This is a genomic window from Streptomyces liliiviolaceus (genome assembly GCF_018070025.1).
Classification (GTDB): domain Bacteria; phylum Actinomycetota; class Actinomycetes; order Streptomycetales; family Streptomycetaceae; genus Streptomyces; species Streptomyces liliiviolaceus.
Genome location: NZ_JAGPYQ010000002.1, coordinates 1,612,093 through 1,637,550, shown reverse-complemented (window position 1 = coordinate 1,637,550; position 25,458 = coordinate 1,612,093). Strand labels below are relative to the sequence as shown.

Genomic DNA, 25,458 nt, shown 5'->3' with positions numbered 1-25,458 from the left:
CCAGCCGGACCTGGACCACCGGCCGGTTCGGGTGCGTCAGCTCGTCGGCGACCAGAACGGCACCTCTTCCTCACTCACGATCCGCCGGTGATAGCGGAACTCGGCCGCCTGGATGTACTCCTGCAGCGCCGTACGGTCCGTCCCCGCCGCCATCCGCACCCGCGGCGGCGGCGCGACCCGCAGCCCGACCGAGGCGGCCGCCTCGGCCGCCACACCGCCCAGCGCCGGCGGGGCGTCGTAGCCGGAGGGCGCGTACGTCTTCATGGCGGCGTCCGGGAAGACCGGTGTCTCGCCGGGGCCGGGGCTGTACGTCGGCGTACGGTCCGCAGGGCTCAGGACCAGCGACGCGCCCGCACAGCGGTGTTCCACCAGTTCGAAGATCAGGCCCTGGTCCTGGCGGCGCAGGGCGAGCCGGAAGGCCAACCGCATTCCGTCGTCGGCCAGTTGCAGCCACTGGCTCCGCGCGTGCGCCCCGGTGAAGTCGTAGCGCGCGGCCTCCAGCGCCAGCGCGGCGGGCAGGGCGAGCGAGAGCGCGGTGTCGACCGACCTCCGCTCGTGGTCGCCGTGGTCCGTCCGGTTCAGGTTGTCCTCAAGGGTCTTCGCGAGCATGAGGTCCACCTGGGCGCAGCGCTCGTACAGCGCGCGCTCCTGGTACACGTCGCGGGCACCCTGGGCGAGGCGCTTCAACTCGTCGATGTCACCCCGGTCGTAGGCCTGCCGAGCACCGAGCAGCATGGTGTCGGCGGCGGCGATCATGGCGCCGAGCCGTTCGAAGCGGGCCAGGCTCGACGCCGCCAGGGCCTCGCCCCCGTCGGCGTCGCCACGGTGCTCGGCGAGGAAAGCACGGGCCTGTTCGCAGACCGCCAGATCCTCGGACTGGCCCTGCCGCTCGAAGATCGCGGAAGCCTCGGCGTACAGCTGTTCCGCCCGGTCGAGGTCGCCGGCCCGCATCGCCGCGTACGCCCGATGCGAGATCAGCTGCTGACGCCCGGAGGTGTCACTCAGCGCCTGATACCCCTCGTCCGCGCGGGCGAAGTGGTCCTCGGCCGGTTCGGCCCGTCCGGTCGAGGCGCAGATGATCCCCAGGCAGTCCAGCAGCTGCGGCTCGATCGCGGGCGTGGTGGGCAGCAGTGCCGAGGCCAGTTCCTCGGCGGCGCCCCACTCACCGCGGTCCAGCAGCAGATGCACGCGGGCCAGGGCGAACTCGGCGGTGCGCAGCCCTTCGGGGTCGTCGAACCCGGGCAGCAGGGCCGTCGCTTCGTCCACCGTCGCCAGCGCCGCGTCCAAGTCCCCGGTCCGGCGGGACAGTTCGGCGTCGGCCTTGAGCGTCTTGAGCAGGATCTCCAGCCACAGCTGGCGGCCTCGCGGCCCCATCGGGACGTCCGCCACACCGCGCACCAGGCCGAGTGCCCGCTCGACGGAGAGACCCGCGCCGGGCAGATCCGTGGCCGTCAACTGCACGGCCGCGATGTTCGACAGCAGATGTCCGCGCAGCAACCGCACATCGGGGGAGTCCTCGAACGACTCGGCGACGGCGAGCAGTTCCGCGTAGACGGCCAGTGCGGCAGGGAGATCCGGGGTGAGCTGGTGGAGTTCGGCGCGTTCGAGGCCGCTGTCGAAGGGCTCCCCGTACAGCGCCGGGGGCGGCTGCGGCTCTGCATCGTCATGCGGTTCGGTGGCAGGTTCGGTGTCCGGTTCTTCGTTCTGCATGGGTCAGAAGTCCTCCCCTGCGTCAGCTGCGACGGCAACGATCTCGGCCAGGAAGGGCGCGGGAGACGGCTGCGTGTACGTGTCCTGCGGCGCGGGCCGGGCCGCGGCTGCCAGCCGGTGTCGCGCGAGGGCCCGGACGGCGTCACGGTCGGTGCGGCCGTCGGCGGCCGAGCCCGGTTCGGAATCCGGGTCGAAGCCGGGCAACAGGACACCGACCTCGATACGGGTACGCGGCGACAGCGAAGCCGGGACATCGAGATCCGCCCGCCCCGCCCACACGTCGCCGCGGCGTGCGAGCGACACACGGGTCGCCGGCCCGCCTTCCACACGGACCTCCGCCGCGAGGCGCACGCCGCTGACGGGCGCCGCGATGTCGGCGACGACCTCGACCTCGATCCGTCTTCCGGCGCCGACCGCGGAGACGGTCCAGGACACCGCGCTCTCGGCCGCGTCGACGAAACCGGGCGGGTAGCGGCGCCAGTCGTTGGTCCCCGCACCCCGGGCGATCACCCGGCCGCCCGCGCCTAGCCGCTCACCCGCCGTGAGGGCGTAGTCGCCGTGGCGGCCGAACAGGCTGCCGAGGTCGAGCGGGGTCCGCAGCCCGTGCGGCCCAAGCGGGTCATGTGGGGTACCCGTTTCCAGGGCCGACCGGAGCCGGCGCAACGCGTCCCCCTCCAACCCGGCGCAGTCCGCCGCGTCGTCGATCAGCCGCAGGACATCCTCCAGTTGCCGCACCGGGCCGGATGCCGACTCCCGCGCTGCCTGCCACCACCGGACCAACGGGTCCACCGCGGCCCGATGTGTCTCCAGCAGTTCGGCCGGATCACCGTCGGGCTGGTCCCCGGGGTCGTCGAAGAGCTGCTGGCAGCGATGGGTGAGCGCGGCCAATTCCATCCCGAGCAGGTCCGGTTCGAGCCCGGGAATGCCGTCCGTGTACGACGCGGGCCACCACCGGGCCGCCCAGTGGCCGAGGGCGAGCCGGGCGGCGTGCCCCGCGAGGGCGGTCTCCGACTCCGGCGGCTCCGGCGGCGTGACATCGACCGAGGCCCCCGGCGGCTCCGCTGCGAGAGCGTGCACGGTGGCGGCAACCCGCTCGCCGTGGACCGCCCACAGCCATTGCTGCGCGCGGCCGGGGTCGTGGATCTCCGCTGAGGGAAGGGCCGTTGTGCCGAGTACCGGCCAGGTCAGGACGGCACCCGCGACATCCAGAACGGCCTGGGTGAAGGCGGGTCCCGTCGCCGCGGGAACGGCGATCTGTACGGTGCCGTCCTCGGCCCGCGTGACGCGGACGCCGGAGCCGCCGCCGGTCCCCTGCATCATGCGCTCCTCGGCTCGGGCGCCACCGTCACCCGCGCGGTAGCGGTACTCGTCGACAGCGCGCGCAACGCCGCACGGACCCTCGCGCGGTGGTCCATCATCACCGAGCGGGCGACTCCGTCGAGCACGGTCCAGGCCGACCCCGCGTCTGGCAGCGCCGCGTCACGGACGTCGCGCCCGTGCAGCCGTACCCACAGCCGCCGCATGTACGCGACCCATGGAGTGCGCAGGTCCTGGGCGAGGGCGCTCAGTTGCCCGCCGTCCGGGTCGGGCCGGGAGGAGACGGTCATCCTGCGGGCCCGCAGGACCGAAGCCTCGCGCTGCCAACGGCTGTTGACGATGCGATGCGCCGCCGTCCGACCGGCCTCGGCCTCCCCATGGCCCAGAGGATCGTGGCCCGGAGGAACGTGGCCCAAAGGATCGCCGCCCGGCGCACCGAGACCCAGGGGATCGAGGCCCACCGCGAGCCGGCCCCCGAGGACGACGGCGACGCGCAGGCTTTCGTCGTACAGGCCGAGCGGTGCGCAGCTGCGGCCGACCTCGCGGCGCACGAGTTCGGGCACCGTCGGCAGTTCCTCGCGGTGTGCCGATGCCTGGAGCACGGTGAAGAGCCGCTCGAAGAGCGTCCGGTCGAACGGTGCCGGGAGTGTGGCGGTCGACGCGCCGCGACCGACCTCGGGCCGGGCAGGCACCGGATGCGCGCTCAGTCCCAGGTGCGCGGGCAGACCGGCACGGCCCCAGACCCCGTCGGCGGGCTTCCACACGGCCTGCCCGAGCCGGCTCCCGTGTCCGGCTGCCCGCAGGACGGCGAAAGCCGAAGAACCCGTGTCCATGCCCGCCTCAGCACCCGACCCTGGCGCGGCGCAGGCATCCAGAACCTCGGCCGCCAGGTGAAACGCTGCCTCGCTCGCATCGGCGTCCGGGACGAATCTCCGGGCGTCCCACGCTTCGGCGAGCCGCGCGTCGAGACGAGTACGCCGGTCGATGTCGGCCAGGTACTCCTTCAACGCCTCCACCGTGCGCCCGCCGCCCGCGTCCGCGATGTCCTCGACGACGCTGCGGGCCAACGCGTCCGCACCGGAGGCGGCGGAGGGAGCGCCGTGTTCGGTGGCCAGCTCGAAGCAGCGCTGGAAGTAGAGATCCTGAGGGTTGCCCGCTCGGACCCCCAGGGCCCGCCGCGTCTTCTTGAGCACTGTGAACCACTGCGCCGTCGCACGCAGAAGCCCATCCGACTCCCGTATCAGGGAGTCGAGTTGATCGACATCCCGTGCGCCGAGGAAGTCGGCGGCGAGCTCGGGCCGCAGCGCGGGTCTGATGATCAGCGGCAGCACGATCAGCTTGACCGTCCGGGTCAGCGGCGCGCCGCCGGGGCCGCTTAGCGATTCCAGTCCCGGCCGCGCGCCGAGATCGCGCCACGCACGGTCGATGACCATGGCACGCGGACGGCGCTCGTCGGTCGGCGGAGACTGGCTCGGCGGCGGCATGGCCCGAGATTACGTGGTGGTGGAACAGACGGTCGAACCTGGGATCGGTAGGCGATCCCTCCTCCCTACTGTCCAGGTCAGGGCCAGGACGAGAAGGGAAGACACAGCATGGGAATCTTCGGGAAGCGCCGCAGGAGCCGCGAGGAGCGGGCCGCCGAGATCGCGGGACAGGTGGCCGAGGGCAAGGGTTTCTACGGGCGTGCGACACGCGCGTTCCTCGGCAGCGAGGACTTCGCCAGGGTGCAGCAGTCGATCGGCGCGTACAACTCCGGTGTGAACGTGCAGCAGTTGCTGGCGATGGGAGTGCCGACGATCCCCGCAGTGGTGGTGTCGATCGGTGACACCGGCAGACTGGTCAACTTCGACCCGGTCGTGGACCTGGTCGTCCGGCCGTCCGGCGCGGTCACCGACCCGGTCGCGCTCCAGACCGTCGTCTCCAAACTGCGTATCCCTCGCACCGGCGACCAGGTGCTCCTGATCGCCGACCCCGCGCGACCCGGCGGCTACCTCTACGCGGGCGACGGCGTCAGCCCGTGAGACCCCGTGACCGTGGTACGGCCGCGCACAGCAGTGGTCCCGGTGACAGGAGTGAAACCTCCCACCACCGGGACCACCACCGGCACCACTGCCGGGACAACCGCTGTGCGCGCTGTCCGCTACGGCTTCTCGTCGCCGTAGAGGGCGCTCACCTCCTCGGCGGTGAGGGCCCGGTCCACGGCGTGGACCTCGTCGACCGCGCCGTTCCAGAAGTCGACGTTCGTGCCGTCCCAGTGGGCGCGGCCGACCGTGAGCGGGCCGGTGCTCCCGAGGGCGGCGCCGCCGGTGGTCGTCGCCGCGAGCTTCCCGTCGAGGTACAGCTTGATCTCGTTGGTGGCCGCGTCCCGGACACCCACGAGGTGGTACCAGCGCCCCGTCTCCGCGGCGACGGCCACCTGGGCACGGCGTTCACCCGGGGTGCTGAAGGCGAAGTTGCCGTGTCCGTACTGCAGATAGAACGAGTTGGCCAGAGCGCGGGTGTCCTGGCTGACGGCCGTGCCGTAGTTGCCGGGGATCCCGTCGAGCCGGACCCAGGCGGACACCGAGTAGCTGCCACTGGTGTCGAGCACCGGACCCGAGGTCTCCGCGTACTGCTTCTGGCCGTCGAACTTCAGAGCGCTGCCGTTGACACCGTCGGTCCAGGAAGCACCCTCGCGGAGCGTGAGGGGATTCTTGCCGGTCCCGGTGTCCTTGGCGGTGGTGCCGGTGCCCTCGTCGAGGGTCCAGTGCCCGCCCTTCAGCTTCTGCTTCGTACCGGCCGCGGCACCCGCCGCGATCACCTTGAGATTGACCTTCCGCACCTCGGCGGCGTCCATCTTGATGTCGCGCCGGTCGTACGTGTAGAGACCGTTGAGCTCGTTCTCCAGGTCGGTGATCTGGGTGTACACCGAGCCGGACAGTTCGGCGCCGGCCTGCTCGACGTAGAACTTCTCGGTGTTCTCCACGTACTTGCGGGTCAGCTCCGCCTTGGTGGTGACACCGCTGTAGATGACGGTCGGCGCGCCGGGCCACATGTGGCCGGGGGAGCGGAGGGTGAAGCCACCGTGCTCGCCGTCCATGGCGGCCCGCTTGTCGTCCGGGAAGGGTGGGTCGTCGTTGTTGTAGTCGTGGTGGTCGATGATGTCGCCCTTGCCTGAATCACCCTTCGAGTTGCAGCAGTTGACACCGCTGTGGGCGTTGACGACACGCGACGGGTCGGCGGCCTGGACGGCCTCGGTGATACGGCCCGTCTCCTCGCGGTTCCACTCGCCCCAGCCCTCGTTGAAGACGATCCAGCCGATCACGGCGGGCGAGTTGTGGTGCTGCTTCATCACCTCGCGACCCTGGTCGACGAAGGCCTTCTGGCCCGTCTCGTTGGTGATGTTCCCGGAGACGAAGTCCTGCCAGACGAGCAGGCCGAGCTTGTCGGCGTGGTAGAACCACCGCGCCGGCTCCACCTTGATGTGCTTGCGCACCGCGTTGAAGCCGAGCTTCTTGTGCGCCTCCAGGTCGAAGGCGAGGGCGTCGTCGCTGGGCGCGGTGTAGAGACCGTCGGGCCAGAAGCCCTGGTCGAGGGTGGCGAGGGAGAAGATCGGCTTGCCGTTGAGGACCAGCTTGTTGAAGCCGCCCACCTTCTCCACGGCGATCTTCCGCATGCCGAAGTAGCTGCGCACCTTGTCGCTCGACCTGCCGTCGGTCAGCGTGACGTCGAGGTCGTAGAGGTACGGGTCGTCGGGGCTCCACAGATGCTGCTTCGCCACGGGCAGGGTGAGCTTCTTGTCGGCCGCGCCGCTGACCTTTCCGACGACCTTGCCGTGGACGTCACGGGCGACGGCCTCGACACGGGCGGAGGAGGAGGCGCCCTCGGAGTCGACCGTCACCGCGAGGGTGCCGGAGTCGATGTCGGGCGTGGTGACGATGTTCTCGATCGCCGCGGGAGCGACCGGCTCCATCCACACGGTCTGCCAGATACCGGAGGTCTGCGTGTAGAAGATGCCGCCCGGGTTCGTGGACTGCTTGCCCATGGGCTGGTCCGCGCCACCGGTGTCGGTGACGGCGACCACGATCTCCTGCTTGCCGGTCCCCTTCAGGGCATCCGTGATGTCGACGCTGAAGGCGTTGTAACCACCGGTGTGCTCGGTGACCTTCTTGCCGTTGACGTAGACGCGGGACTGGTAGTCGACGGCGCCGAAGTTGAGCTTGAGCCGGTTCGAGCGGCTGTCCTTGCCGACCTTCCAACCCTTGGGCACGTCGATGACACGCCGGTAGAACATGTGGTCCTCGTGCCGTTCGAGCCCGGACAGCTGCGACTCGACCGGGAACGGCACGGTGATCTTCTCACCGAGGTCCTTGCCGAAGACCGGCTGCTCGCCCGCCTTGGCGGCGCTGAACTGCCACGTCCCGTTGAGGTTCTCCCACTTGGACCGCTTCTGCTGCGGACGCGGGTACTCGGGCAGCGGGTGCTTCTTGTCGACCTTGTCGCCCCACTTGGTGGTGAGACGGTGGGTGGAGGCGTTCTCCGCGTACCGGATGACCTTCGGCACGGCCTTGCCGCCGACCGTCAGACCGCCCGAACCGTCGTAGGAGACCCGCACCAGCTGGGCCTTCTGGATCGGCTCCGACAGATTCACGTAGAGGGAGGAGGAGTCCCCGGGGACGGACGTGACCGACTTGATCGGCATGACCGTCGTGTCGGCCTCGACCTTCAGATGGTCCTTGACCGCCTGGAGGCTGCCCACCTTGCCCTCGAACCGGGCGCGCAGTCGCGTCCCGTTCTCGGCGACCGTGTACTCCACCGGGTAGACCTCGAAGTCGGCCGGCGGGGTGAACGCGGACATCGGCACGATCTGCTTGGCCAGCGTCGGCGTCGACCAGCGCAGATACATGTTGGCGCCGCCGGTGTCCTGGAACAGCTCCAGCCGGAACGAGTGCTTCTCACCGGCGGTCAGCTTGACGGCCTGGCTGGTCTGTTCCTTGTCCCAGTCGCCCACCCAGTGGTCGATGACGGGCTGGTCGTCGATGAAGAGGCGGAAGCCGTTGTCGCCGATGGCGTAGAAGGTGTAGTCACCCGTGGTCGGCGCCTCGATCTGGCCCGTCCAACGGGCGGTCGTGTGCTCCGTCTTGCCGGTCAACTCCTTGAACGTGTCGGTGAGACCGGAGAAGTTGATCTGCGGGTCGAGCGTCGTACCACCGAGTTCGGCGAAGTCCCGGGCGCCGGGTGCCGACATGCTGAAGTACTCGCCCTTGAGGCCGTGCGTCACCACGGCGGCCTGGTCGGCGGCGGACGCGGACGAAGATCCGCCGGCCGACTCCGAAGCCGCCGCGACGGGCAGCATTCCGCTCGGTGGCAGCACGAGGGCCGCCATGGCGAACAGCGCCAGCACTCGGACTCTGGCTCTGTTCCTGGTTCTGGGGCGGGTGCCGTGTCGTGTCATCGAACCTTTCCTCGCATTGAGGCCGCGACCGCGTCCGACTGCCGGGGCAGAGTTACGGGGTGCTCGGGTACGGCCTTTCCAACGTTGGAAACCCTCTGCCTGCGGTATGACAACACGCTCACAGGAAGCTGTCCAGACCTCGCGCAGCACTCTGTTGCCTGACGTCACGAAGGGGAGGCACGCGGGCGCCACGACGTATCCGGCTGCGGCGGAGCGGGGTGCGGAGGGTGCGGGAGGGCGCGCCGAAGTGGTGCGCGGGGAGGAGGGGTTGGGGCGCCCGGCCCGGGGTCATGGCTACGCGACCTGAGCCGCGCCGGCCCGGCTGACCTTCGGCTTCGAGGAGCCGGGCGTGCCCAAGGCGCCGCTGTACCGGTGCGTGCTGGACCGCGTGGCGAGGGCCGGGTCCGTAGCGCCTCGGTCGCGACGCCGGGCGGACCCCTGAGCTGACGAAGTTCTCCGCGGACACTGGACGCGGTGAGCCCGCTCATGTCCGTCGCTGAAGCAAATGGCCATGCGGCGACGACGGCGGCGACCCGACAGGAACCGAACGTCCCCGATCACCGCGAAGCCGGCTTCACGGCGCCGCGGAGCCGTCCGTGGTGAAGGGCGGGCCGGGCGCGGGGCCGCCGGCCAGTGGAGAAGGACAGGCCGGCGCGGGGCCGCCGGAGGAATCGCCTCAGCCGTCGCGGCATGCCCGGGCGAGCTGCCCGCTGCGTACGAGCGTGGGGTTCGCACCCCGGAGCGCACTCCCGATCCGTCCCGTCCGCCGGTCATCACCCGTGCCAGGGGCCGTACTCACGCACGCCGAGGCCGCTCCCGAGCCGACGGGCCCGGGGAAGCCCGCGAAATCGTCGAATACCCTCGTCCTGGAAGACCTCGAATGTCAGGGACGCACACGTTCATGGACGTGCACCTTCATGAACGTGCGCATTGAGGAGGCGATCGTGTTCACGAGGCGCATGCGTCTGCTCGTGGGCGTCCTGCTCCTGGCCTGCCTGGTCCTCCTCGGCCGCAGCGGGCCGGTCGACGGCCCCTTCTCCGAGTCGCTGAAGGGCGAGGCCACCGCGGAGGCCGTACCGAACCGCGTCATGACGTGGAACATCTGTAACCCCTGCGACGAGAGCAGCGCCGACCGCGCGGCGGAGATCGCCAGGTACGCCCCGCAGGTCATCGGTATGCAGGAAGCGTGCGTACGCGACGTCGAGCGGACCCGGGACTATCTGGAGAGCCGGCACGGTCTGGTCTACCACGTCGAGTACGGGACGGTGCTGCAGAACTGGGGCCGCTGCGGGGGACTGCCGTGGAGCCCGGGAGCCTTCGGGCAGGCGATTCTCTCGGCGGCGCCCATGACCGACGTCGTGCACAAGGAGTATCCGGACGGCGGATCCGAGGACCGCGGGTACCTGGCGGTGACCACGACCGTGGGCGGCCAGTCCGTCCGTCTCTTCAACACCCACTTCGCGCAACGGCGTCAGGAGGCGGTCCGGGCGGACCAAGCCCGCGTACTCGCCGCGGAGTTGGCACGCTACGACCGCGCGATCGTCATCGGTGACCTGAACGCCGTGTCCAACGCCCCCGAACTCGCCCCGATATGGAAACTGGCCACGGACGTCGACCCTGGCTGCCTGCCCTCCTCGTACTCCGGAGAGTGCAAGGCGACCACCGACTGGCAGAGCAAGTTCGACTACATCTTCCTGCGAGGCATCCGCCCGCTCGATCACCGTGTTCATCCGACGCGGTACTCGGACCACCACATGCTGTACAGCGATCTGGACCTGAGCAAGGCGCGGAAGAGCCGTTGAGGGCGTCTCCGGACGACCGCCACCCCGTCAAGACGCGAACGCACGACACGTTCGCGACTGCCATGACCCACGCGTTGTGTTCAAGGTATTGACACGTCCATTACAAAGGCTTTACGTTGCGCTCACCTGAGAGCGCTCTCAGGCACCCGTCGCGTGAGACTTGAGGTGCCGCATGCCATCCCCCCGCATCAGGCCGGCCGCCGGGTTGTTCCTGGCCTCAGCCCTCGTCGCCGTGGGCCTGGGCCCGGCCGCCGCACCAGCGGCGGCCGCCACCGTGCCCGTAGGCTCCGGCAGTTACTCCGACACCCGGCCCGCCGGCACGTCGGGCCCCACGACCAACACCGGAGCGCCGGTCACGCCCAAGCTGACCGCCGCCGCCAAGGACAGACCCGTCCCCACCAACGACTGGTGGTCCTCCCTCGCCTTCCAGCGCTACGGCGACAACCCGTACTCGACCCCCATGTACGGCCACCCCCTCACCTACCAGGCCGCGTCCGGCGGGCTCGACGTCGGCTACCCGACGACCCCCGCGATCGTCGGCGACGGCCGCCAGTACGAGTACGCCCACAAGCGCGACCTCACCATCGGGCTGACCGGCCTCAACTCGCCCGACACCAAGGCCGACGACTGGTCCGACTGGACGGTCACCCCCCAGTGGTCCGACGGCACCCGTACCCTGCGCACCACGATCGGCCACGGCTCCCCGTTCGTATACGCCAAGGGCACGGGCGGCAACGCCCAGATCACCACCGCCGCCACGCCCACCGTCTTCGCCGACCAGGGCAACGTCCTCGGCATCACCGTCGCCGGACACCACTACGCCCTCTTCGCGCCGACCGGCAGCGACTGGAACGTCGCCGGCTCGACCGTCACCGCGGGTCTCGGCTCCAAGGACTACTTCTCCGTCGCCGTACTGCCGTCCACCGACGCGCTGGCCACCTTCAAGAAGTACGCCTACAGCTTCGTCACCGACTCCAAGGCGACCTGGAGCTACACCGGCGGCACCGTCAAGGCCACCTACACGCTCACCACCGAGGCGAAGGAGGGCACCGAGCGCGGCACGCTCCAGGCCCTCTACCGCCACCAGTGGCTGAACACCACGGACGCCCTGACCTCGTACACCTACGTCTCGCCGCGCGGGACCATGAAGGTCCGTGAGTCGGCCTCCTTCACCACGAGTCAGAAGGCGTCGGCGGTACTGCCGGGGCTGCCCAGGTCGAGCGGTGTGGACACCGCCAGACTGCGCGGCTACCTGGACGAGGTCGTGAACGCCTCCGACCCGTTCTCCGGGGCCTCCGACACCTACTGGACCGGCAAGGCCCTCGGCCGTCTCGCCCAACTCGTCCCGCTGGCCGACCAGATCGGCGAGACCGGCACCCGCGACAAGCTCCTCGGACTGATGAAGGGCAAGCTCCAGGACTGGTTCACGGCGGGCGGCGCGAACGAGTTCAGCTACGACAAGGACTGGAAGACGCTCACCGGCTACCCCGCCTCCTACGGCAGCGACACCGAGCTGAACGACCACCACTTCCACTACAGCTACTACGTGTACGCGGCGGCGATCGTCGCCCAGTACGACCAGGCATGGGCCGCCGACTCCGCCTGGGGCGGCATGGTCAAGGCCCTCGTACGGGACACCGCCAACCCCAGCCGCACCGACACCGCCTACCCCTTCCTGCGCGGCTTCGACGTCTACGCGGGCCACAGCTGGGCCTCCGGGCACCAGGGCTTCGCCGCCGGCAACAACCAGGAGTCGTCCTCCGAGTCCACCAACCTCAGCGCGGCCCTCGTCCTGTGGGGCTCCGCCACCGGCGACACCTCGCTGCGCGACCTCGGCACCTACCTGCTGACCACCGAGTCGGAGTCGATCGCCCAGTACTGGTTCGACGCCGACGAGCAGGTCTTCCCGTCCTCGTTCACCAAGGACACGGCCGGCATGGTCTGGGGGAGCGGCGCCGCCTACGCGACCTGGTGGACCGCCAACCCCGAGGAGATCCACGGCATCAACGTCCTGCCCGTGACCGGCGGTTCGCTCCACCTCGGCGGTGAGAAGGCCGCGATCCGCCGCAACATCGCCGAGATGGAACGGGAGAACGGCGGCCCGGCCGTCGAATGGCGGGACATCCTCTGGGAGTTCCAGTCCCTCGCCGACCCGGGCACGGCCAAGGCCAAGTGGGACGCGGGCAACGCCGGTTACACCCCGGAACAGGGGGAGTCGAAGGCGCACACCTACCACTGGATCAACACCCTCGACACCATCGGCGCCCCGGACGCCACCGTGACCGGAGACATCCCCACCTCGGCCGTCTTCACCAAGGGCACGGCCCGGACGTACGCCGCCCACAACTACGGATCGACGGCCCGTACCGTCACCTTCTCCGACGGCAAGACCCTTGCCGTACCGGCCCGTTCCACCGCGACCGGCACCGGTACCGGTTCAGGGGACCCCGACCCCGACCCGGACCCGCCCACCGGGACCGGCAACACCTTCCAGCTGCGTACCGGCGGCGCACTGACCACGGCGACCGGCGGCACGGCGGGCAGCGACACCATCGCCTCCGCCGGCGGCACCAACCACGACGGCACCCCGTACCAGCCCCTCGTCTACGAGGTCCGTGGCGTCGACGGCACCCTCACCCCCGGCGCCCAGAGCGCGTTCCGGCTCCAGGTGGACGCGGAGAGCGCCGTCGGTCTCGGTCAACAGGCCCGGATCAGCTACGACTTGACCGGCGACGGCACCTTCGATCGCACCGAGACCTACAACTACTTCGCGACCGACCCGGTCACCGGCTGGGAGGAGTACACGCAGGCACGCGGCCTCAAGGCGTCCACGGGCACGGCGGGCGACCTCGACGGCGGCACCGTACGCCTCGAAGTGTGGAACGCCATCGGCAACGGCCCGTCGAAACTCCAGACGGGTACGGACAAGTCGGTGCTGGTCATCCCGTACAGCTGAACCGGCGAACGGAGCGTCTGCGGCGGGCAACGGCGTGAGCCCTTGCCCGCCGCACCGGCGATCAGCCGTCCACGGTGTTGTAGTTGACGATCCCCTCCACCAGGAGAGCGACCGCGCCGACGAGTGGACTGTCCGCCCCTTTGCGCACCACGTCGGGTAACCGGTGCGCCTCCTCCTCGGTGACCGCCACCATGCCCCAGAACGCGTTGAAGGCCGCAGGGTCCGCAGGTTTGTCGGTGGCCGCCCCGACCGTCATGACGCCGTCCCCCTCGACCAGGGCCAGCGCGCCCATCTGCCGCAGCGTGTCGGGGTCGCGCTCCTCGGCGGCCACCACGCTCCAGCCCGCCACCTCCACCTGCTGGAGCGCGGCGAACAGGCTGCCGGCGCTTCCCGGACCGGAGACAACGATGTCGGGCAGCACGAGAGCCACCGGTCCGTGCGTCATGGGCAGGGCGGAGCGGATCGCGCCGTCGAGGTCCGGTTCGAAGGACTGGTCCTGGTGGACGAAGACCAGTTGCAGGAGGTCGGCGTAGCGCGTCAGATAGCTCACCGTGTCCAGCTTGTGCGTCCCGAACACGACGACCAGGCGCACGGTGAGTCCGCTCTTGGCCAGTTCGACGACGGCCTCCAGGCTGCGGTCCAGCACGGTGACGCCGGGAGCCAGACAGTGCAGCTCCTTCGAGTACGGCGCTCTGAAGCGGGTGCCGAATCCGGCGCAGGGCAAGATGATCGAGACATCGGGTACGGGCGCGGACGGTCTATGCATTGAGCCGCTCTCAGGTGGTGTTGACGACAGGGAACCTTGCACGCGTCGGCGGGTACGGCGGCCCGGGACCGACGTCGCACCGTCGGCCCGGGAGCACGCCGCCGATCACGGTAGCCATCGGGCCGGTCCCGCGCGAGAGGGCGTGGAGCGACGGGATCGTCCGCGTCGGTCACCCCATGCCGTACCCGGCAGCCGCACACCCGCCACGGGCCGAAGCATCGTCGTCGACCGGTGCCGCGTGAAACCCGTGTGGCCCCGGGTGCGTATGGGCAGGCATGGGCCGAACGCGTGGCGGGCCGGAGCGAAAGAGGGTGCACGATGCGGGTGTTGTTGTCCACGTACGGGACGCGCGGCGATGTCGAACCGCTGGTGGCCCTCGCGGTGCGGTTACAGGCGCTCGGCGTGGAGATACGGATGTGCGCCCCGCCGGACGAGGAGTTCGCGCGGCGGCTGGCGGACATCGGTGTGCGCCTGGTCCCGGTCGGGCCGCCCGTGCGGCCCATGATGCGCGGGACGAGTCTGCCCTCGGCGGCGGAACTCGCCCGCCACCGCAACGAGTTGGTCGACGCGCAGTTCGACATCATGCCCGCGGCGGCCGAAGGATGCGACGCGCTCGTGGTGGCCGGCCTGGCACAGATCGGAGCGCGGTCCGTGGCCGAGGCCGCGGGCATCCGCTATGTGTACACGAGCTATTCGGCGGTCAACCTGCCGTCGCCGCACCATGCGCCGCCGCCCCGGCCGGGCTGGCCCGAACCGGACACCGACGACAACCTGACCCGGTGGGAGGTGGACGCCCAGCTCGTGAACGCGCAGTTCGCCGAGACGCTCAACGGCCACCGGGCCAGGCTCGGTCTGCCACCCGTGGAAAACGTCCGCGACCACGTCTACTCCGACCGGCCGTGGCTGGCGGCGGACCCGGTCCTGGGACGGTGGCCGGGCGGCTCCGGCCTCGACGTGATCCAGACGGGCGCATGGGGCCTGCCCGACGAACGCCCGCTCCCCGCCGCCCTGTCGACGTTCCTCGACGCCGGCGCACCGCCCGTCTACGTGGGCTTCGGCAGCCTGCGCCCGGCACCGGACATCGCCCGCAGAACCGTCGAGGAACTCCGCGCACAACGACAGCGCGTACTCGTCTCCCGCGGCTGGGCGGACCTGGACGTGGTCGACGACCGGGACGACTGCCTCACCATCGGCGAGGTCAGCCATCAGACCCTGTTCGGCAGGGTGGCCGCGGTGGTGCACCACGGCGGCGCGGGTACGACGCTGACGGCGGCCCGGGCGGGCGTACCGCAGGTGGTGGTACCTCTCCGACTGGCCGACAACCCGTACTGGGCGAGCCGGGTGGCGGCCCTGGACATCGGCGCGGCCCTCGACGGTCCGTCGCTCACCGACGACTCACTCACCCTCGCGGTCAAGACGGCCCTGGCACCCGGGACCCGGGCGAGGGCGGCGGAGCTGGGCACCAGGATCCACACCGACGGAGCGCAGGTGGCCGCGAGACTGCTGGTCGACGCCCTCGGGTGAGCGAGCCGACCGGCCGAGACCGCACCACACGCCGCACGGACGCCGACTGCTAGCGTTCGGGCACATGGAAGAGAGCGTGTACGTGGGCAACGCCGGCAAGGACGCGGCCCTGGACCGGGGCTGGCTGCTCGGACACTTCAAGGAGCACGGCGATCCACGCCACAGCGATGCCCTGGAGGTCAAGTGGGGCGTCCACCCGCGCGGCGAGGAGCGCGCGCAGTGGGTGAAGGGCGAGGTGCGGACAGCTCTCCTGGTACTCATCTCAGGCCGCTTCCGTATGGAGTTCCCCGGCCGCAGCGTGCTGCTCGAAGAACAGGGCGACTATGTCGTGTGGGGCCAGGGAGTGGACCACTCCTGGGTCGCGGAGGACGAGTCCGTGGTCCTGACCGTGCGCTGGCCTTCCGTACCCGGATACGCCGTACCGCATGGCGAAGAGCGGACGGGATCGCGTACCTGAACACGGGCTTCGCCCGTTCGCCCCGACTAGTGGGGGTGGGCCTGACGGGGGTGCGCCCCGGTCTGCCGGAACCGCCCCGGCGCGACCCCGTACTCGCGCCGGAACGCGCCGGCGAAGGCGAATTCCGTCGAGTAGCCGACCTGCCGGGCTATCGCGGCCAGCGATGCGTCCGTCTCCCGGAGCAGCCGCGCGGCACAACTGAGCCGCCAGTCCCTGAGGTACGTCATGGGCGGCTTGCCGACCACCGACGAGAAGCGTCGCGTGAACGCCACCCGGGACATGCCCACGGTCTCGCTGAGCCGCGCGACCGTCCACTGCTTCTGCGGCTCGCCGTGGATCGTGCGCAGTGCGGAGGCGATCACCGGGTCGGACAGTACGGGCCGGCCCTGCGCGCCCTCGTCCTCCATCCATTGCCGCAGGACGTGGACGAGCATCAGGTCGAGCAGCGCCGACCGCGTGACGCTCGCACCCTGCGGTGTCTGTACCTGTGTCTCTGCTTCTGACTGGGCTTGTGCCTGGGCCTGTTGTGCCGCGTCGCCGTCGAGCAGGTCGACGACCGACCGCAGTGCCGGGAAGCGGTCATGGTCGGGAGACACCACGAGCAGATCCGGCATGACCGTGAGGTACGGGTGGACCTGCCCGTGGTCCAGGCGATAGGCGCCGCAGAGGAACTCGAAGTCGGCCGGCCCGGGACCCGGTTGGTCCAGGCTCAGCGCCACCTGGGGCAACCCGTCGAGCCGGCACGGAGCGTGGCTGAGCCCGTGGTCCGCTCCGGAGGTGACCAGGACGACATCGCCCGGACGCAGGGCGACGGGCGGCGCGTCGAGGGAGACGAGCCAGCCGGAGCCCCGGAGGACCACGTGGAAACCGCTCCCGGTGAGGCCGGCGTACCGCAGGCCCCACGGACCCGACTGACAAAAGCGCCGGACGGTCTCACGTCCGACGCGAAGACCGGAGACGGCCTGGCTGATCATGTCCACCCACTGGATTCTATCGGCCGTCCAAACGCGTATGCGGTCGCGACAACCGCGTATGTCCGTGCACGTCAGCGGCTGGTTCAGTGAACGACATGAACGAGAACCACACCGGCATGAAGGACTGCGTCGTGGTCGGCGCGGGGGCTGCCGGACTGAGTGCAGCGCTCACGCTCGGCCGGGCCCGCCGCAGCACCCTGGTCATCGACGCCGGCCGGCAGAGCAACCGTGTCGCGGCGAAGGTCGGAGGCCTGCTCGGACGCGATCGGCGGCCTCCCGCCCTGTTCCATGCCGAAGGCCGCGCGGAACTGCTGGCCTATCCGTCCGTCGAACTGCGCTCGGGCGAGGTCACCCACGGTGTGCGGGAGGACGACGGAACCTTCGCGGTCACCCTCGCCGACGGCCGTCGCGAGCGGGCCCGGAGCATGGTCCTGGCACCCGGAACGGACTACCGCCACCCCCAGCTGCCCGGACTGTCCGAACGATGGGGCAATGCGGTCTTCCATTGCCCTTTCTGTCACGGCTGGGAGGTCAGCGACCGCCCGCTGGGTGTTCTCGCGACGGGCGCCGTTGGTGTGCACGGCGCCCTGAACCTGCGCGCCTGGAGCGACCGGATCACACTGCTGACCAACGGCGGCGAACTCACCGACGAACAGCGTGAACGGCTGGCCGTCGGCGGAGTGGGCTGGGACGAACGGCCGATCAGCGTCCTCGACGGGCCGGGAACCGACCTGCGGGCGGCGGTGTTCGCCGACGGCGACGAACTCGCCCTCGGGGCCCTGCTGGTCAAGTCGACCCTCTACCAGCGCTCCTCACTGGCCCGGGACCTCGGAGCGTCGCTGAACGAACCGGACGAGATGCTCAGCGTCGAGGCGATCACGGTCGACGCGATGGGCCGGACCGGCGTTCCCGGGCTCTACGCGGCCGGTGACGCCGCCACCGCGGTCCCGCCGTCCATGGCGGCGGCCGTGGCTTCCGGCTATCTGGCGGGCGCCGCCGCTGCCGTGCAACTGGCCGCGGGTTACTGAAACGGGCGTCCCCGCACCCCCTCGGTGTTGCCCTCATTTGTGCCCCCGTGGACATACCGGCTTCAACGGACGCCGGATAGGAGGGAATAACCCACATCCAATAAAGGGGAAAATATGCGTATCGAGAAGGAGAACAACAAGAGCGCGGAAGGCACCGGCAGACGTCCGGCGTCCCGGCCACCCACGGCCCTGCACCCGCTGATCGCTCTCCAACAGGCCGCCGGGAACGCCGCGGTGACCCGCGCGATCCAGCGGGCACGCGACGGACAGAGCCCCGACGGGCAGCAGAGCGGGTCCAAGGAGCAGGACGCCGACGATCGGCGGAGCGGCACCACGGAGCGCGAGACCGAAGGGGATCGGCGGAGCGGGACCACGGAGTGCGAGACCGAAGGAGCCACGCCGGTCCAGCGGCGGCCGTCGGTCCGCGACGCCGTGGGTTCCCCCGGCCGCCCCCTGGAGCCCCGCGTCCTCCAGCGGGCCGAACAGGCCTACGACATGGACTTCGGCCACGTACGCGTACACAACGATCCCGTCGCCCAGCGCTCGGCCGAGGACCTCGGAGCCCTCGCCTACACCACCGGCTCGCACATCGTGCTCGGCGGTGACCGCGTCAACGACGAGGTGATGTACGAAGAGGTCGACCACGTGCGCCAGCAGGCTCTCGGGCCGGTCCCCGGCACGCCCAACGGCAAGGGGGAGAAGGTCTCCCGCCCGGACGACGCGTTCGAGCGGAGCGCCGGCGCCAACGGCCGCAAGCTGGCCCGGGGTTCGGCCCCCGACCTCTCGCTCCCCGGGTCCGCCTCATTACCCGCCTTATCCGCCTTACCCGGCGGGGCGGTGCAGCGCAGCGTGGACGCAGACGTCCCCGTCCAGCGGGCCGACCGCCCCGGTCCCGCGACCACGGCAGGGCCCTCGACCGTGGCCGAGCCACCGACGGTGGCCGAGCCCTCGACCGCGGCCGAACCGCCGGGCATGGCCACCCTCCCGGCCATCGTCCGTCTGGCGCGGCTGCTCGTCGGCGGCAATCAGGAGATCAGGAACAAGGAAGTACGGGCCGTCATCCACAAGCGGGTGCGAAGCGGCCCGAGTTTCACGGACGAGGAACTGCAGACGATCAAGGCAGTGGAGTCCGAGGACCCCAAGTGGCTCAAGACCGTGGGCCTGTGCACCCGTTCCGAGGCCGAGGCCTACCTGAAGGCGGGCAAGTTCCACGACTGGCTGGAGCAGCCGGAGGGCAAACGCCTGCTCGTGGCCACCCTGCGATGGCGGCAGGAGTCCGAGAAGCACAGCGAGGGGAAGCCGCCGGTCGAACCCAGCCGATCGGACTACCAGCTCGGCCGCCACATGGCCATGCACGCCGAAGCGACCCCGCAGCCCGAGAAGGACCGGCTCACGGAGGAGCGCAACGAGCAGATCTTCCAGACCTTCGTCGACACCATGCTCCCTCCCGGTATCAGCGACAAGGTCCCGGACGCCGCCAAGCACCGGGCGAGGGTCGCGCGCGGCACCGAGCTGCTGACCAAGATCTTCCTGATCCTGAAGGAAGGCCTGAAGGTCTTCAACCCGGCGGCGGGCGTCCACGAGGACTTCAAGGACGACGTCGCCCACGCTCTGGCCTACGGCGGCCGCGTCAACATCCGCATCCCGCAACTGGCCGACGGCCAGCACGGTTACGAGCTGCCCCAGTGGCTCCACATCACCAAGGAGGACCGGAAGTTCTGGGAGCCCAAATCGACGCCCGAGAAGCCGGTGTACCGGCGCGGGTTCGGCACCCATCACATGGAGATCGGCGAAAACCAGAAGGACGGGACGCCGGGCAAGTTCGTGGAGAAGGGCGAGATCGGGGCCACCCTGCAGAACTGGATGGACCCGCACAGCCACCTCTACGGTCTGCCCCTGGCCCTGCGGGGCATGGGGAACAAGGACTTCCACGGCGACACCATTCTCCCGAACGAGTCGTACGGACACGCCTTCATGGGCTACAAGCCGCCCACCGACAAGCGTGACGGGGCACTGCAGGTCGGCATCGAGACCGCCGGACCGGGAGGCAGGACCCCCGACGGCTACGAGCACGGCCTGACGAGCAGCGAGAAGAACAGCAACCCCGTGAGCCAGGTGGGCGGACACAAGGACGACAAGCCCGGCGCCGACGCCCCCCTCGCTTCGAGCCAGCGCCATGTCGACCTGAAGGAGTTCGGCGACTGGGTGCAGAAGCTCAAGGACCTGGAGAAGGACTGGAAGGCCGCACTGGAGGCGGCCACGACGCACGAGGAACGCGCGGCCCTGTACCGGGACCTGATCGGCAAGCGCGGTAGTTCCACTTCCTGACCGGCTGAGGGCCACTCGTGCGGCGGGCGGTGCTACAGGCCGCCCCCCACGAACGGCCCACTCGTCTGTCCTCACGTACATGTCCCACCCACATGTCCCACCCACATGTCCCACCACATGTGCCCACCGGCCGGCATGCCCGATGTCATCTGTCGGTGTCGGCTGTTCACGTCGTGTTCGCCACACAACCATCGACCGTTCCCGCGTGTCTCACAGGCGAACGTCACCCGTGAGCGGCCTCGAAGCCGCGCGCTTCCAGGAGGACTTGTGGGCATCCGTCGACTTGCCGTATCGACCGCAGTGGTCGCCGCTCTGATCGGCACCTTCAGCGTGCAGATCGTGGCGGGCACCGCGTCCGCCGCGGGCCGCGCCACCACCGTGCGTGAGGACTTCAACGGCGACGGCTACCAGGACATCGCCGTGGCCGCCCCCGGCGCCACGGTGGGCGGCCACGCCTGGGCCGGCTACCTCACGATCACCTACGGCTCGGCGAACGGCCTCGACACGGCCCACACCACCGTCATCACCCAGGACACCCCCGGAGTGCCCGGCGCGCCCGCCGACAACGGGGTCTTCGGCTACGCGCTCGTTCCCCGGGACCTGGACGGCGACGGCCTGACCGACCTGGCCGTGACGAGCCGCGAATACCGGCCGGAAGACAACATAAGCGGCTCGGTGATCGTCCTCTGGGGCCGCAGAACGGGCATCTCCGGCCAGGATTCCGTCCGCGTCGCCGGCGCTGCGACGAACGCCGAGGTCGGAGAGGACCTCACCGCGGGCGACTTCGACGGGGACGGTCACACGGACCTGTTCATGCGCAACGGCGACGACTACGACTACCGCGCCGTGCTCCACGGCCCGTTCGACCGCACCGGCGCCCCCGCCCGCGAACAGCAGATGGTGGTGTTCAGCACCGACAACACGATCTCCTCCACCGCGGCCGGCGACTTCAACGGCGACGGCATCGAGGACCTCGCGACCTTCTACGTCTACGAGAACCACGCCGAGGGCGGCAAGCTGTGGCTCGGCACGAAGGACGGCCTGTCCACCGTCCCGCAGCGGCTGTCCTCCGCGTCCGCCACCGCCGTCGCCGACTTCGACCAGGACGGTTACGCCGACCTCGCCACCCGCGAATTCCCGGGCGGCGACACGGAGATGGTCGACGACCCGGGGACCGTCAAGATCTATTACGGCTCGGCCGCGGGCCCCAGCCAGACCCGTACGCAGACCATCACCCAGCAGACCGCGGGCGTGCCCGGCGTGAGTGAGAAGAACGACGCCTTCGGCGCGCGTTTGAGCGCGGGCGACGTGAACGGCGACGGTTACCCCGACCTGGCCGTGGGTGTCCCCGGTGAGTCGATCGGCTCGGTGGCCAAGGCCGGTTCCGTGGTCCTCCTCAAGGGCGGCAAGAGCGGGCTCACCGGCACGGGCGCGCAGGCGTTCCACCAGGACACCGCGAACGTGCCGGGGGTCGCCGAGAAGAACGACGTCTTCGGCGGCTCGGTACGGCTGCTCGATGTCACCGGGGACGGGAAGGCGGACCTCACCGCGGGCGCGCCGGGGGAGGACCTCGGCACGGTCAGGAACGGCGGCGCGGTGTGGCTGCTGCGCGGTACGACGTCCGGCCTGACGGCGTCGAAGTCGTCCGCGCACAATCCCGTGGACCTCGGGACGCCGTCGGCACAGGCCGAGTACGGCTGGAACCTCAGCGGTGACAACGGGCCGGGCGTCCAGATCCCCTGACCTTCGTCGGCCCGGACAGCCTCGTACGCGCGGTCAGGGGGCGGCCGTGCTGTGGAAGCGGGCGCGGTACTGCGTCGGAGCGATACCGAGGACGCGCTGGAAGACGCGTCGCAAGGATTCCGACGAGCCGAATCCCGCCTGCTGCGCCACTTCCTCCACGGTGCCGCCACCGGCTTCGAGGAGTGTTCGGGCGGCTTCGACCCGGACGGACTCCACGTACCGTCCGGGTGTCGTACCGACCTCGGTACGGAAGAGCCGTTCCAGGTGGCGGCCGCTCAGTCCGGCCGCGGAGGCCAGGGCGGTGAGGGTATGGGTGGCCGCCGGGTCCTCGGTGACGTGGTCCATCACCCGGCGTACCGCCGGATGCTGTGGCTGCCGGGGAGCCAGCCGGGCGCTGAACTGCGCCTGCCCGCCGGGCCGGGCCATGAACACGACCAGTTGCCTGGCCACACCGCGGGCGGTCTCGGCACCCCAGTCCTCTTCGACCAGGGCCAGCGAGAGGTCGATGCCCGCGGTGACACCGGCCGACGTGAGCACATGGCCGTCCCGCGCGAAGACGGGGTTGTCCTCCACCCGGACCCGGGGATAGGCGGTCGCCAGCTGGGTCGCGAGCTCCCAGTGCGTGGCCGCGCGGCGACCGTCCAGGACCCCGGCCTCGGCCAGGAGGAAGGCTCCCGCACACACCGACGCCACGCGCTCCGCCTGCCCGGCCATCCGCGCCACCAAGGAGACCAGGCCGGTGTCGGCGACCGCCGTACGCCAGTCCTGTCGTCCCGCGACCAGCAGGGTGCTGCGGCGCCGCGGAAGCCGGAGCGGCGGTTCTCCGGCACCGATGACCAGACCTGACGAGGTGGTGACCGACTCACCGGTCGGCGAGACGACCCGTACGTCGTAGTCGCCCCCGTGGCGGTTGGCCGTCGTGAAGACCTCCACGGGGCCGGTGACATCGAGGAGCTGCACCCCGTCGAACGCCACGACGACGACCGTGCGCCGAGCGCGGGGTGCGTGGCCGGCGCCGGGCGTGCGTCTGGCGCGGGGTGTGTCCGGTGCTACTCCTTCCACGCGGAGTCCTGGATCGTCCGGACGAAGTCTCCCCGCTCGAAACCGGGAACGAAGTGCTCCAGCACGTCAGCCTTCACATTGCCGAAGGCCGTCTCGGGCTTGGAGCGGATGCCGTCGGTGAAGGCGTCCAGGATGCGGCGCTTGAAGTCGGGGCGCGGGTGGAGTGCCACGACGGCCTCGCGGTCCTCGGCGGAGAGGCTGTCGTACCCGATGCCCAGGACGTCGTACTCGACCCCCGCGGTGACCAGCGCCACCTCCGGTTCCATGAACTGGGGGATGCCGGGGGTGGTGTGCAGGGCGATCGACGTCCAGACGCGGCGGACGCTGTCCTCGGGGACACCGCGGGCTCGCAGGAACCGCCTGGCCTCGTCCGCGCCGTCCACCTCGAACCTACGGCCGCTGTCATGGAACTCCCGGTTCAGGCCGACGTCGTGGAACATCGCCCCGATATAGAGCAGTTCCGGGTCGAAGCCGAGATCGCGCTCGCGGCCCTGGAGGCTCCCGAAGAAGTACACCCGGCGCGAGTGGTGATAGATCAGCTCATCGGTGGTGTCCCGGACGAGTTCCGTCGCCTCGCGCACCAGCTGTGTGGCGGGCACCGTCACACCCGCGGCCGTAACAAGATCGATCGACATGCTGCTGTTCTCCACTTCCTGTCGGCGCACCCGGTCGGACCGCCACCCACAGCTTCGCCCGGCGGCATGCCGTCCGCCATGGCGATATCGTCCTCTGTCCCACAGATGACGACATGGAGACGCAGCACATCCTCTACCCGTCGCCGGGGCTCCGCCGGAGCGGGAGATCGTGCTGATACCAGGTGCCCGGCCGACCGCCGAGGTGGGCCGGGTCGGCCGGGCCGACGGGAACGAATCCGGCATGGGTCAGCACCGCCCGGGACGCGGCGTTCTCATGCGAGGTGGCCGCCCGCAGAGTGCGTAGCCCGTGCCGTGCCGCCGCCAGCCGGCACAGCTCCCGAACGGTCGCGGTCGCCACGCCACGACCGGCCACGTGCCGCGCGACGCGGTAGCCGAGTCTCGCGGTGCCGTCCTCCACGTCGTACAGGTTGAACCTGCCGAGCACCGAGCCGTCCTCGGCGACGAGCACATAGAAGGCGCAGACGCCGGCCTCCTGCTCGGCCAGCGCGTCGCCGTACCGGTCGGCGAACTCGTCGAAGAAGGCGTCGCCACGGTCGGAGACCGCGGCCGCGAAGTAGGCACGGTTCGCCAGCTCGAAGGCCAGAACCGCGGCGGCGTGGTCGGCATGCAGTTGCTTCAGTTCAGGCACGGCCCGACTGTATCCAGGCGGTTCCCCGAAGCCACCTGCTTTTCCCCGCGGCAACTGAGGTGCACGGTGAGGCATCAAGGACTGACGGTGACCAGTACCCGGCCGCGCCCGCCCGTGTCGACCCGGTCGTGGGCCTTGGCGATGTCCTCCAGCGGGTGGCGGTCACCGATGTCGACGGTGAGGGCGCCGGCCGCGGCCGCCGCGGTGAGGTCACGGGCGGCCTGGCGTCTGGCTGCGGCGGGGAAGTCGTCGCTGCCGAGCAGGCGGAGGGTGATGTTGTTGAACAGCAGCGGCCAGAAAGGGAGTTCGGTGCGGTCGGAGTGGGTGCCGTAGGCGGCGATGACGGCGTCGAGTGCGGTGACCGCGTTGTCGAGATCCGCGTTGGCAGACAGGGAGACCTCGACGACCCGGTGCACGCCGTCGGGCGCGTACGAGCGGATCTCGGCCGCCGGGTCGGCCGAGTCCAGGGCAACGGTGTGGGGGAGGGCCGCCAGGTCGACGCGATCCAGATCGCCGCTGCGGCGGACGGTGCCGATGACCGTGGCACCGCCCCAGCGGGCGAGTTGGGCGGCCAGGGAGCCGACGCCGCCGAGCACACCGTGCACGAGTACGGTGCGGCCGTCGACCGGGCCGTCCGCGAACACCGCGCGGTGGGCGGTGATGCCGGGGATGCCGGGGATGCCGAGGCTCGCGCCGAGTTCGTCGCCGAGATGGTCGGGGAGCACGACGGCCTGGGAGCCGGGTACGACGGTGTACTGGGCGGCGGTGCCGAAGGGCCGGTAGGACTGGGCGTCGTGGACCCATACCCGCTGTCCGACCCGGCGGGTGTCGACTCCTTCGCCGACCTCGTCGATGACGCCGGCGGCGTCGCTGTGCGGGACGACCCTCGGGTAGGGCATCGAGGAACCGAGCCAGCCGCGGCGCTTCTTGGTGTCACCGGGGTTGACGCCGGAGACGGTCACGCGGACGCGGACCTCGCCGGGGCCCGGGTGGGGGTCGGGCAGTTCGCCGACGCGCAACACGGCGGCGGCCGGGCCTTGTTCGTCGTACCAGGACGCAAGCATGGATGTGCC

At 70.5% G+C, this 25,458-nt stretch carries 18 protein-coding genes; 8 read left to right on the top strand and 10 right to left on the bottom strand.

Annotated elements, in window-relative coordinates; translation table 11 throughout:
• Positions 1–36: 36 nt before the first annotated feature.
• From J8N05_RS47725 to J8N05_RS42635, 3 genes are read right to left on the bottom strand one after another with little or no spacing between them, the layout of a single operon-like run.
• On the bottom strand, positions 37–1,710 hold the full coding sequence (locus J8N05_RS47725) for a hypothetical protein (protein ID WP_247706918.1): 1,674 nt from the start codon (positions 1,708–1,710) through the stop codon (positions 37–39).
• Between the two features lie 3 nt (positions 1,711–1,713).
• Entirely contained in the window at positions 1,714–3,030 is a 1,317-nt protein-coding gene (locus J8N05_RS42640; protein ID WP_247706917.1) for a hypothetical protein, read from the bottom strand.
• Positions 3,027–4,511: a hypothetical protein gene (locus tag J8N05_RS42635; protein WP_210892832.1), complete on the bottom strand. Its 1,485-nt coding sequence runs from the start codon at positions 4,509–4,511 to the stop codon at positions 3,027–3,029. The genes J8N05_RS42640 and J8N05_RS42635 overlap by 4 nt, the downstream gene beginning before the upstream one ends.
• Before the next feature lie 108 nt (positions 4,512–4,619).
• On the opposite strand from J8N05_RS42635, the gene J8N05_RS42630 reads away from it, so the two are divergent.
• Positions 4,620–5,048, top strand: a complete 429-nt coding sequence (locus J8N05_RS42630) for a hypothetical protein (protein WP_210892830.1) — start codon at positions 4,620–4,622, stop codon at positions 5,046–5,048.
• Positions 5,049–5,167: 119 nt separating this feature from the next.
• Here the strand turns inward: J8N05_RS42630 and J8N05_RS42625 are convergent, their stop codons facing one another.
• A complete protein-coding gene (locus J8N05_RS42625) occupies positions 5,168–8,461 on the bottom strand; it encodes a LamG-like jellyroll fold domain-containing protein (RefSeq protein WP_210892827.1) in 3,294 nt (1,097 codons plus the stop codon).
• A gap of 917 nt (positions 8,462–9,378) precedes the next feature.
• Between J8N05_RS42625 and J8N05_RS42620 the strand changes: the two genes are divergently transcribed.
• On the top strand, positions 9,379–10,263 hold the full coding sequence (locus J8N05_RS42620) for an endonuclease/exonuclease/phosphatase family protein (RefSeq protein WP_210892825.1): 885 nt from the start codon (positions 9,379–9,381) through the stop codon (positions 10,261–10,263).
• 172 nt (positions 10,264–10,435) lie between these two features.
• A complete protein-coding gene (locus tag J8N05_RS42615) occupies positions 10,436–13,219 on the top strand; it encodes a glycosyl hydrolase (protein WP_210892822.1) in 2,784 nt (927 codons plus the stop codon).
• A gap of 61 nt (positions 13,220–13,280) precedes the next feature.
• On the opposite strand, the gene J8N05_RS42610 is transcribed toward J8N05_RS42615, so the two are convergent.
• Positions 13,281–13,985 (bottom strand): glycosyltransferase family protein, encoded by a 705-nt coding sequence (locus J8N05_RS42610; protein ID WP_210892820.1) that lies wholly within the window; start codon positions 13,983–13,985, stop codon positions 13,281–13,283.
• 318 nt (positions 13,986–14,303) lie between these two features.
• Here J8N05_RS42610 and J8N05_RS42605 point away from each other — a divergent pair, with 318 nt between their 5' ends.
• The gene (locus tag J8N05_RS42605; protein WP_210892818.1) at positions 14,304–15,509 is read left to right on the top strand and encodes a glycosyltransferase; all 1,206 of its coding nucleotides are present in this window, start codon (positions 14,304–14,306) and stop codon (positions 15,507–15,509) included.
• A 64-nt stretch (positions 15,510–15,573) separates the two neighbouring features.
• Entirely contained in the window at positions 15,574–15,966 is a 393-nt protein-coding gene (locus J8N05_RS42600; RefSeq protein ID WP_210892816.1) for a cupin domain-containing protein, read from the top strand.
• A 26-nt stretch (positions 15,967–15,992) separates the two neighbouring features.
• Here J8N05_RS42600 and J8N05_RS42595 read toward each other — a convergent pair whose 3' ends face one another.
• Positions 15,993–16,940: an AraC family transcriptional regulator gene (locus tag J8N05_RS42595; protein ID WP_210894261.1), complete on the bottom strand. Its 948-nt coding sequence runs from the start codon at positions 16,938–16,940 to the stop codon at positions 15,993–15,995.
• A 95-nt stretch (positions 16,941–17,035) separates the two neighbouring features.
• Between J8N05_RS42595 and J8N05_RS42590 the strand changes: the two genes are divergently transcribed.
• From J8N05_RS42590 to J8N05_RS42580, 3 genes are all read left to right on the top strand, one after another.
• A complete protein-coding gene (locus J8N05_RS42590; RefSeq protein ID WP_247706916.1) occupies positions 17,036–17,968 on the top strand; it encodes an NAD(P)/FAD-dependent oxidoreductase in 933 nt (310 codons plus the stop codon).
• A 114-nt stretch (positions 17,969–18,082) separates the two neighbouring features.
• On the top strand, positions 18,083–20,296 hold the full coding sequence (locus J8N05_RS42585; protein ID WP_210892814.1) for an eCIS core domain-containing protein: 2,214 nt from the start codon (positions 18,083–18,085) through the stop codon (positions 20,294–20,296).
• Positions 20,297–20,563: 267 nt separating this feature from the next.
• A complete protein-coding gene (locus tag J8N05_RS42580) occupies positions 20,564–22,039 on the top strand; it encodes an FG-GAP and VCBS repeat-containing protein (RefSeq protein ID WP_247706915.1) in 1,476 nt (491 codons plus the stop codon).
• A 33-nt stretch (positions 22,040–22,072) separates the two neighbouring features.
• Here the strand turns inward: J8N05_RS42580 and J8N05_RS42575 are convergent, their stop codons facing one another.
• The 4 genes from J8N05_RS42575 to J8N05_RS42560 form a co-directional block, all read right to left on the bottom strand.
• Positions 22,073–23,014: a GlxA family transcriptional regulator gene (locus J8N05_RS42575; protein ID WP_247707013.1), complete on the bottom strand. Its 942-nt coding sequence runs from the start codon at positions 23,012–23,014 to the stop codon at positions 22,073–22,075.
• A gap of 74 nt (positions 23,015–23,088) precedes the next feature.
• Positions 23,089–23,736, bottom strand: coding sequence for an HD domain-containing protein (locus tag J8N05_RS42570; RefSeq protein ID WP_210892809.1), 648 nt, complete (start codon positions 23,734–23,736; stop codon positions 23,089–23,091).
• 133 nt (positions 23,737–23,869) lie between these two features.
• Complete coding sequence (locus J8N05_RS42565; RefSeq protein ID WP_210892807.1) at positions 23,870–24,385, bottom strand: GNAT family N-acetyltransferase; 516 nt, start codon at positions 24,383–24,385, stop codon at positions 23,870–23,872.
• Positions 24,386–24,459: 74 nt separating this feature from the next.
• Positions 24,460–25,449 carry an NADPH:quinone reductase gene (locus J8N05_RS42560; RefSeq protein ID WP_210892805.1) on the bottom strand — a complete coding sequence of 330 codons (990 nt, stop codon included), beginning with the start codon at positions 25,447–25,449 and terminating at the stop codon, positions 24,460–24,462.
• Positions 25,450–25,458: the final 9 nt, after the last annotated feature.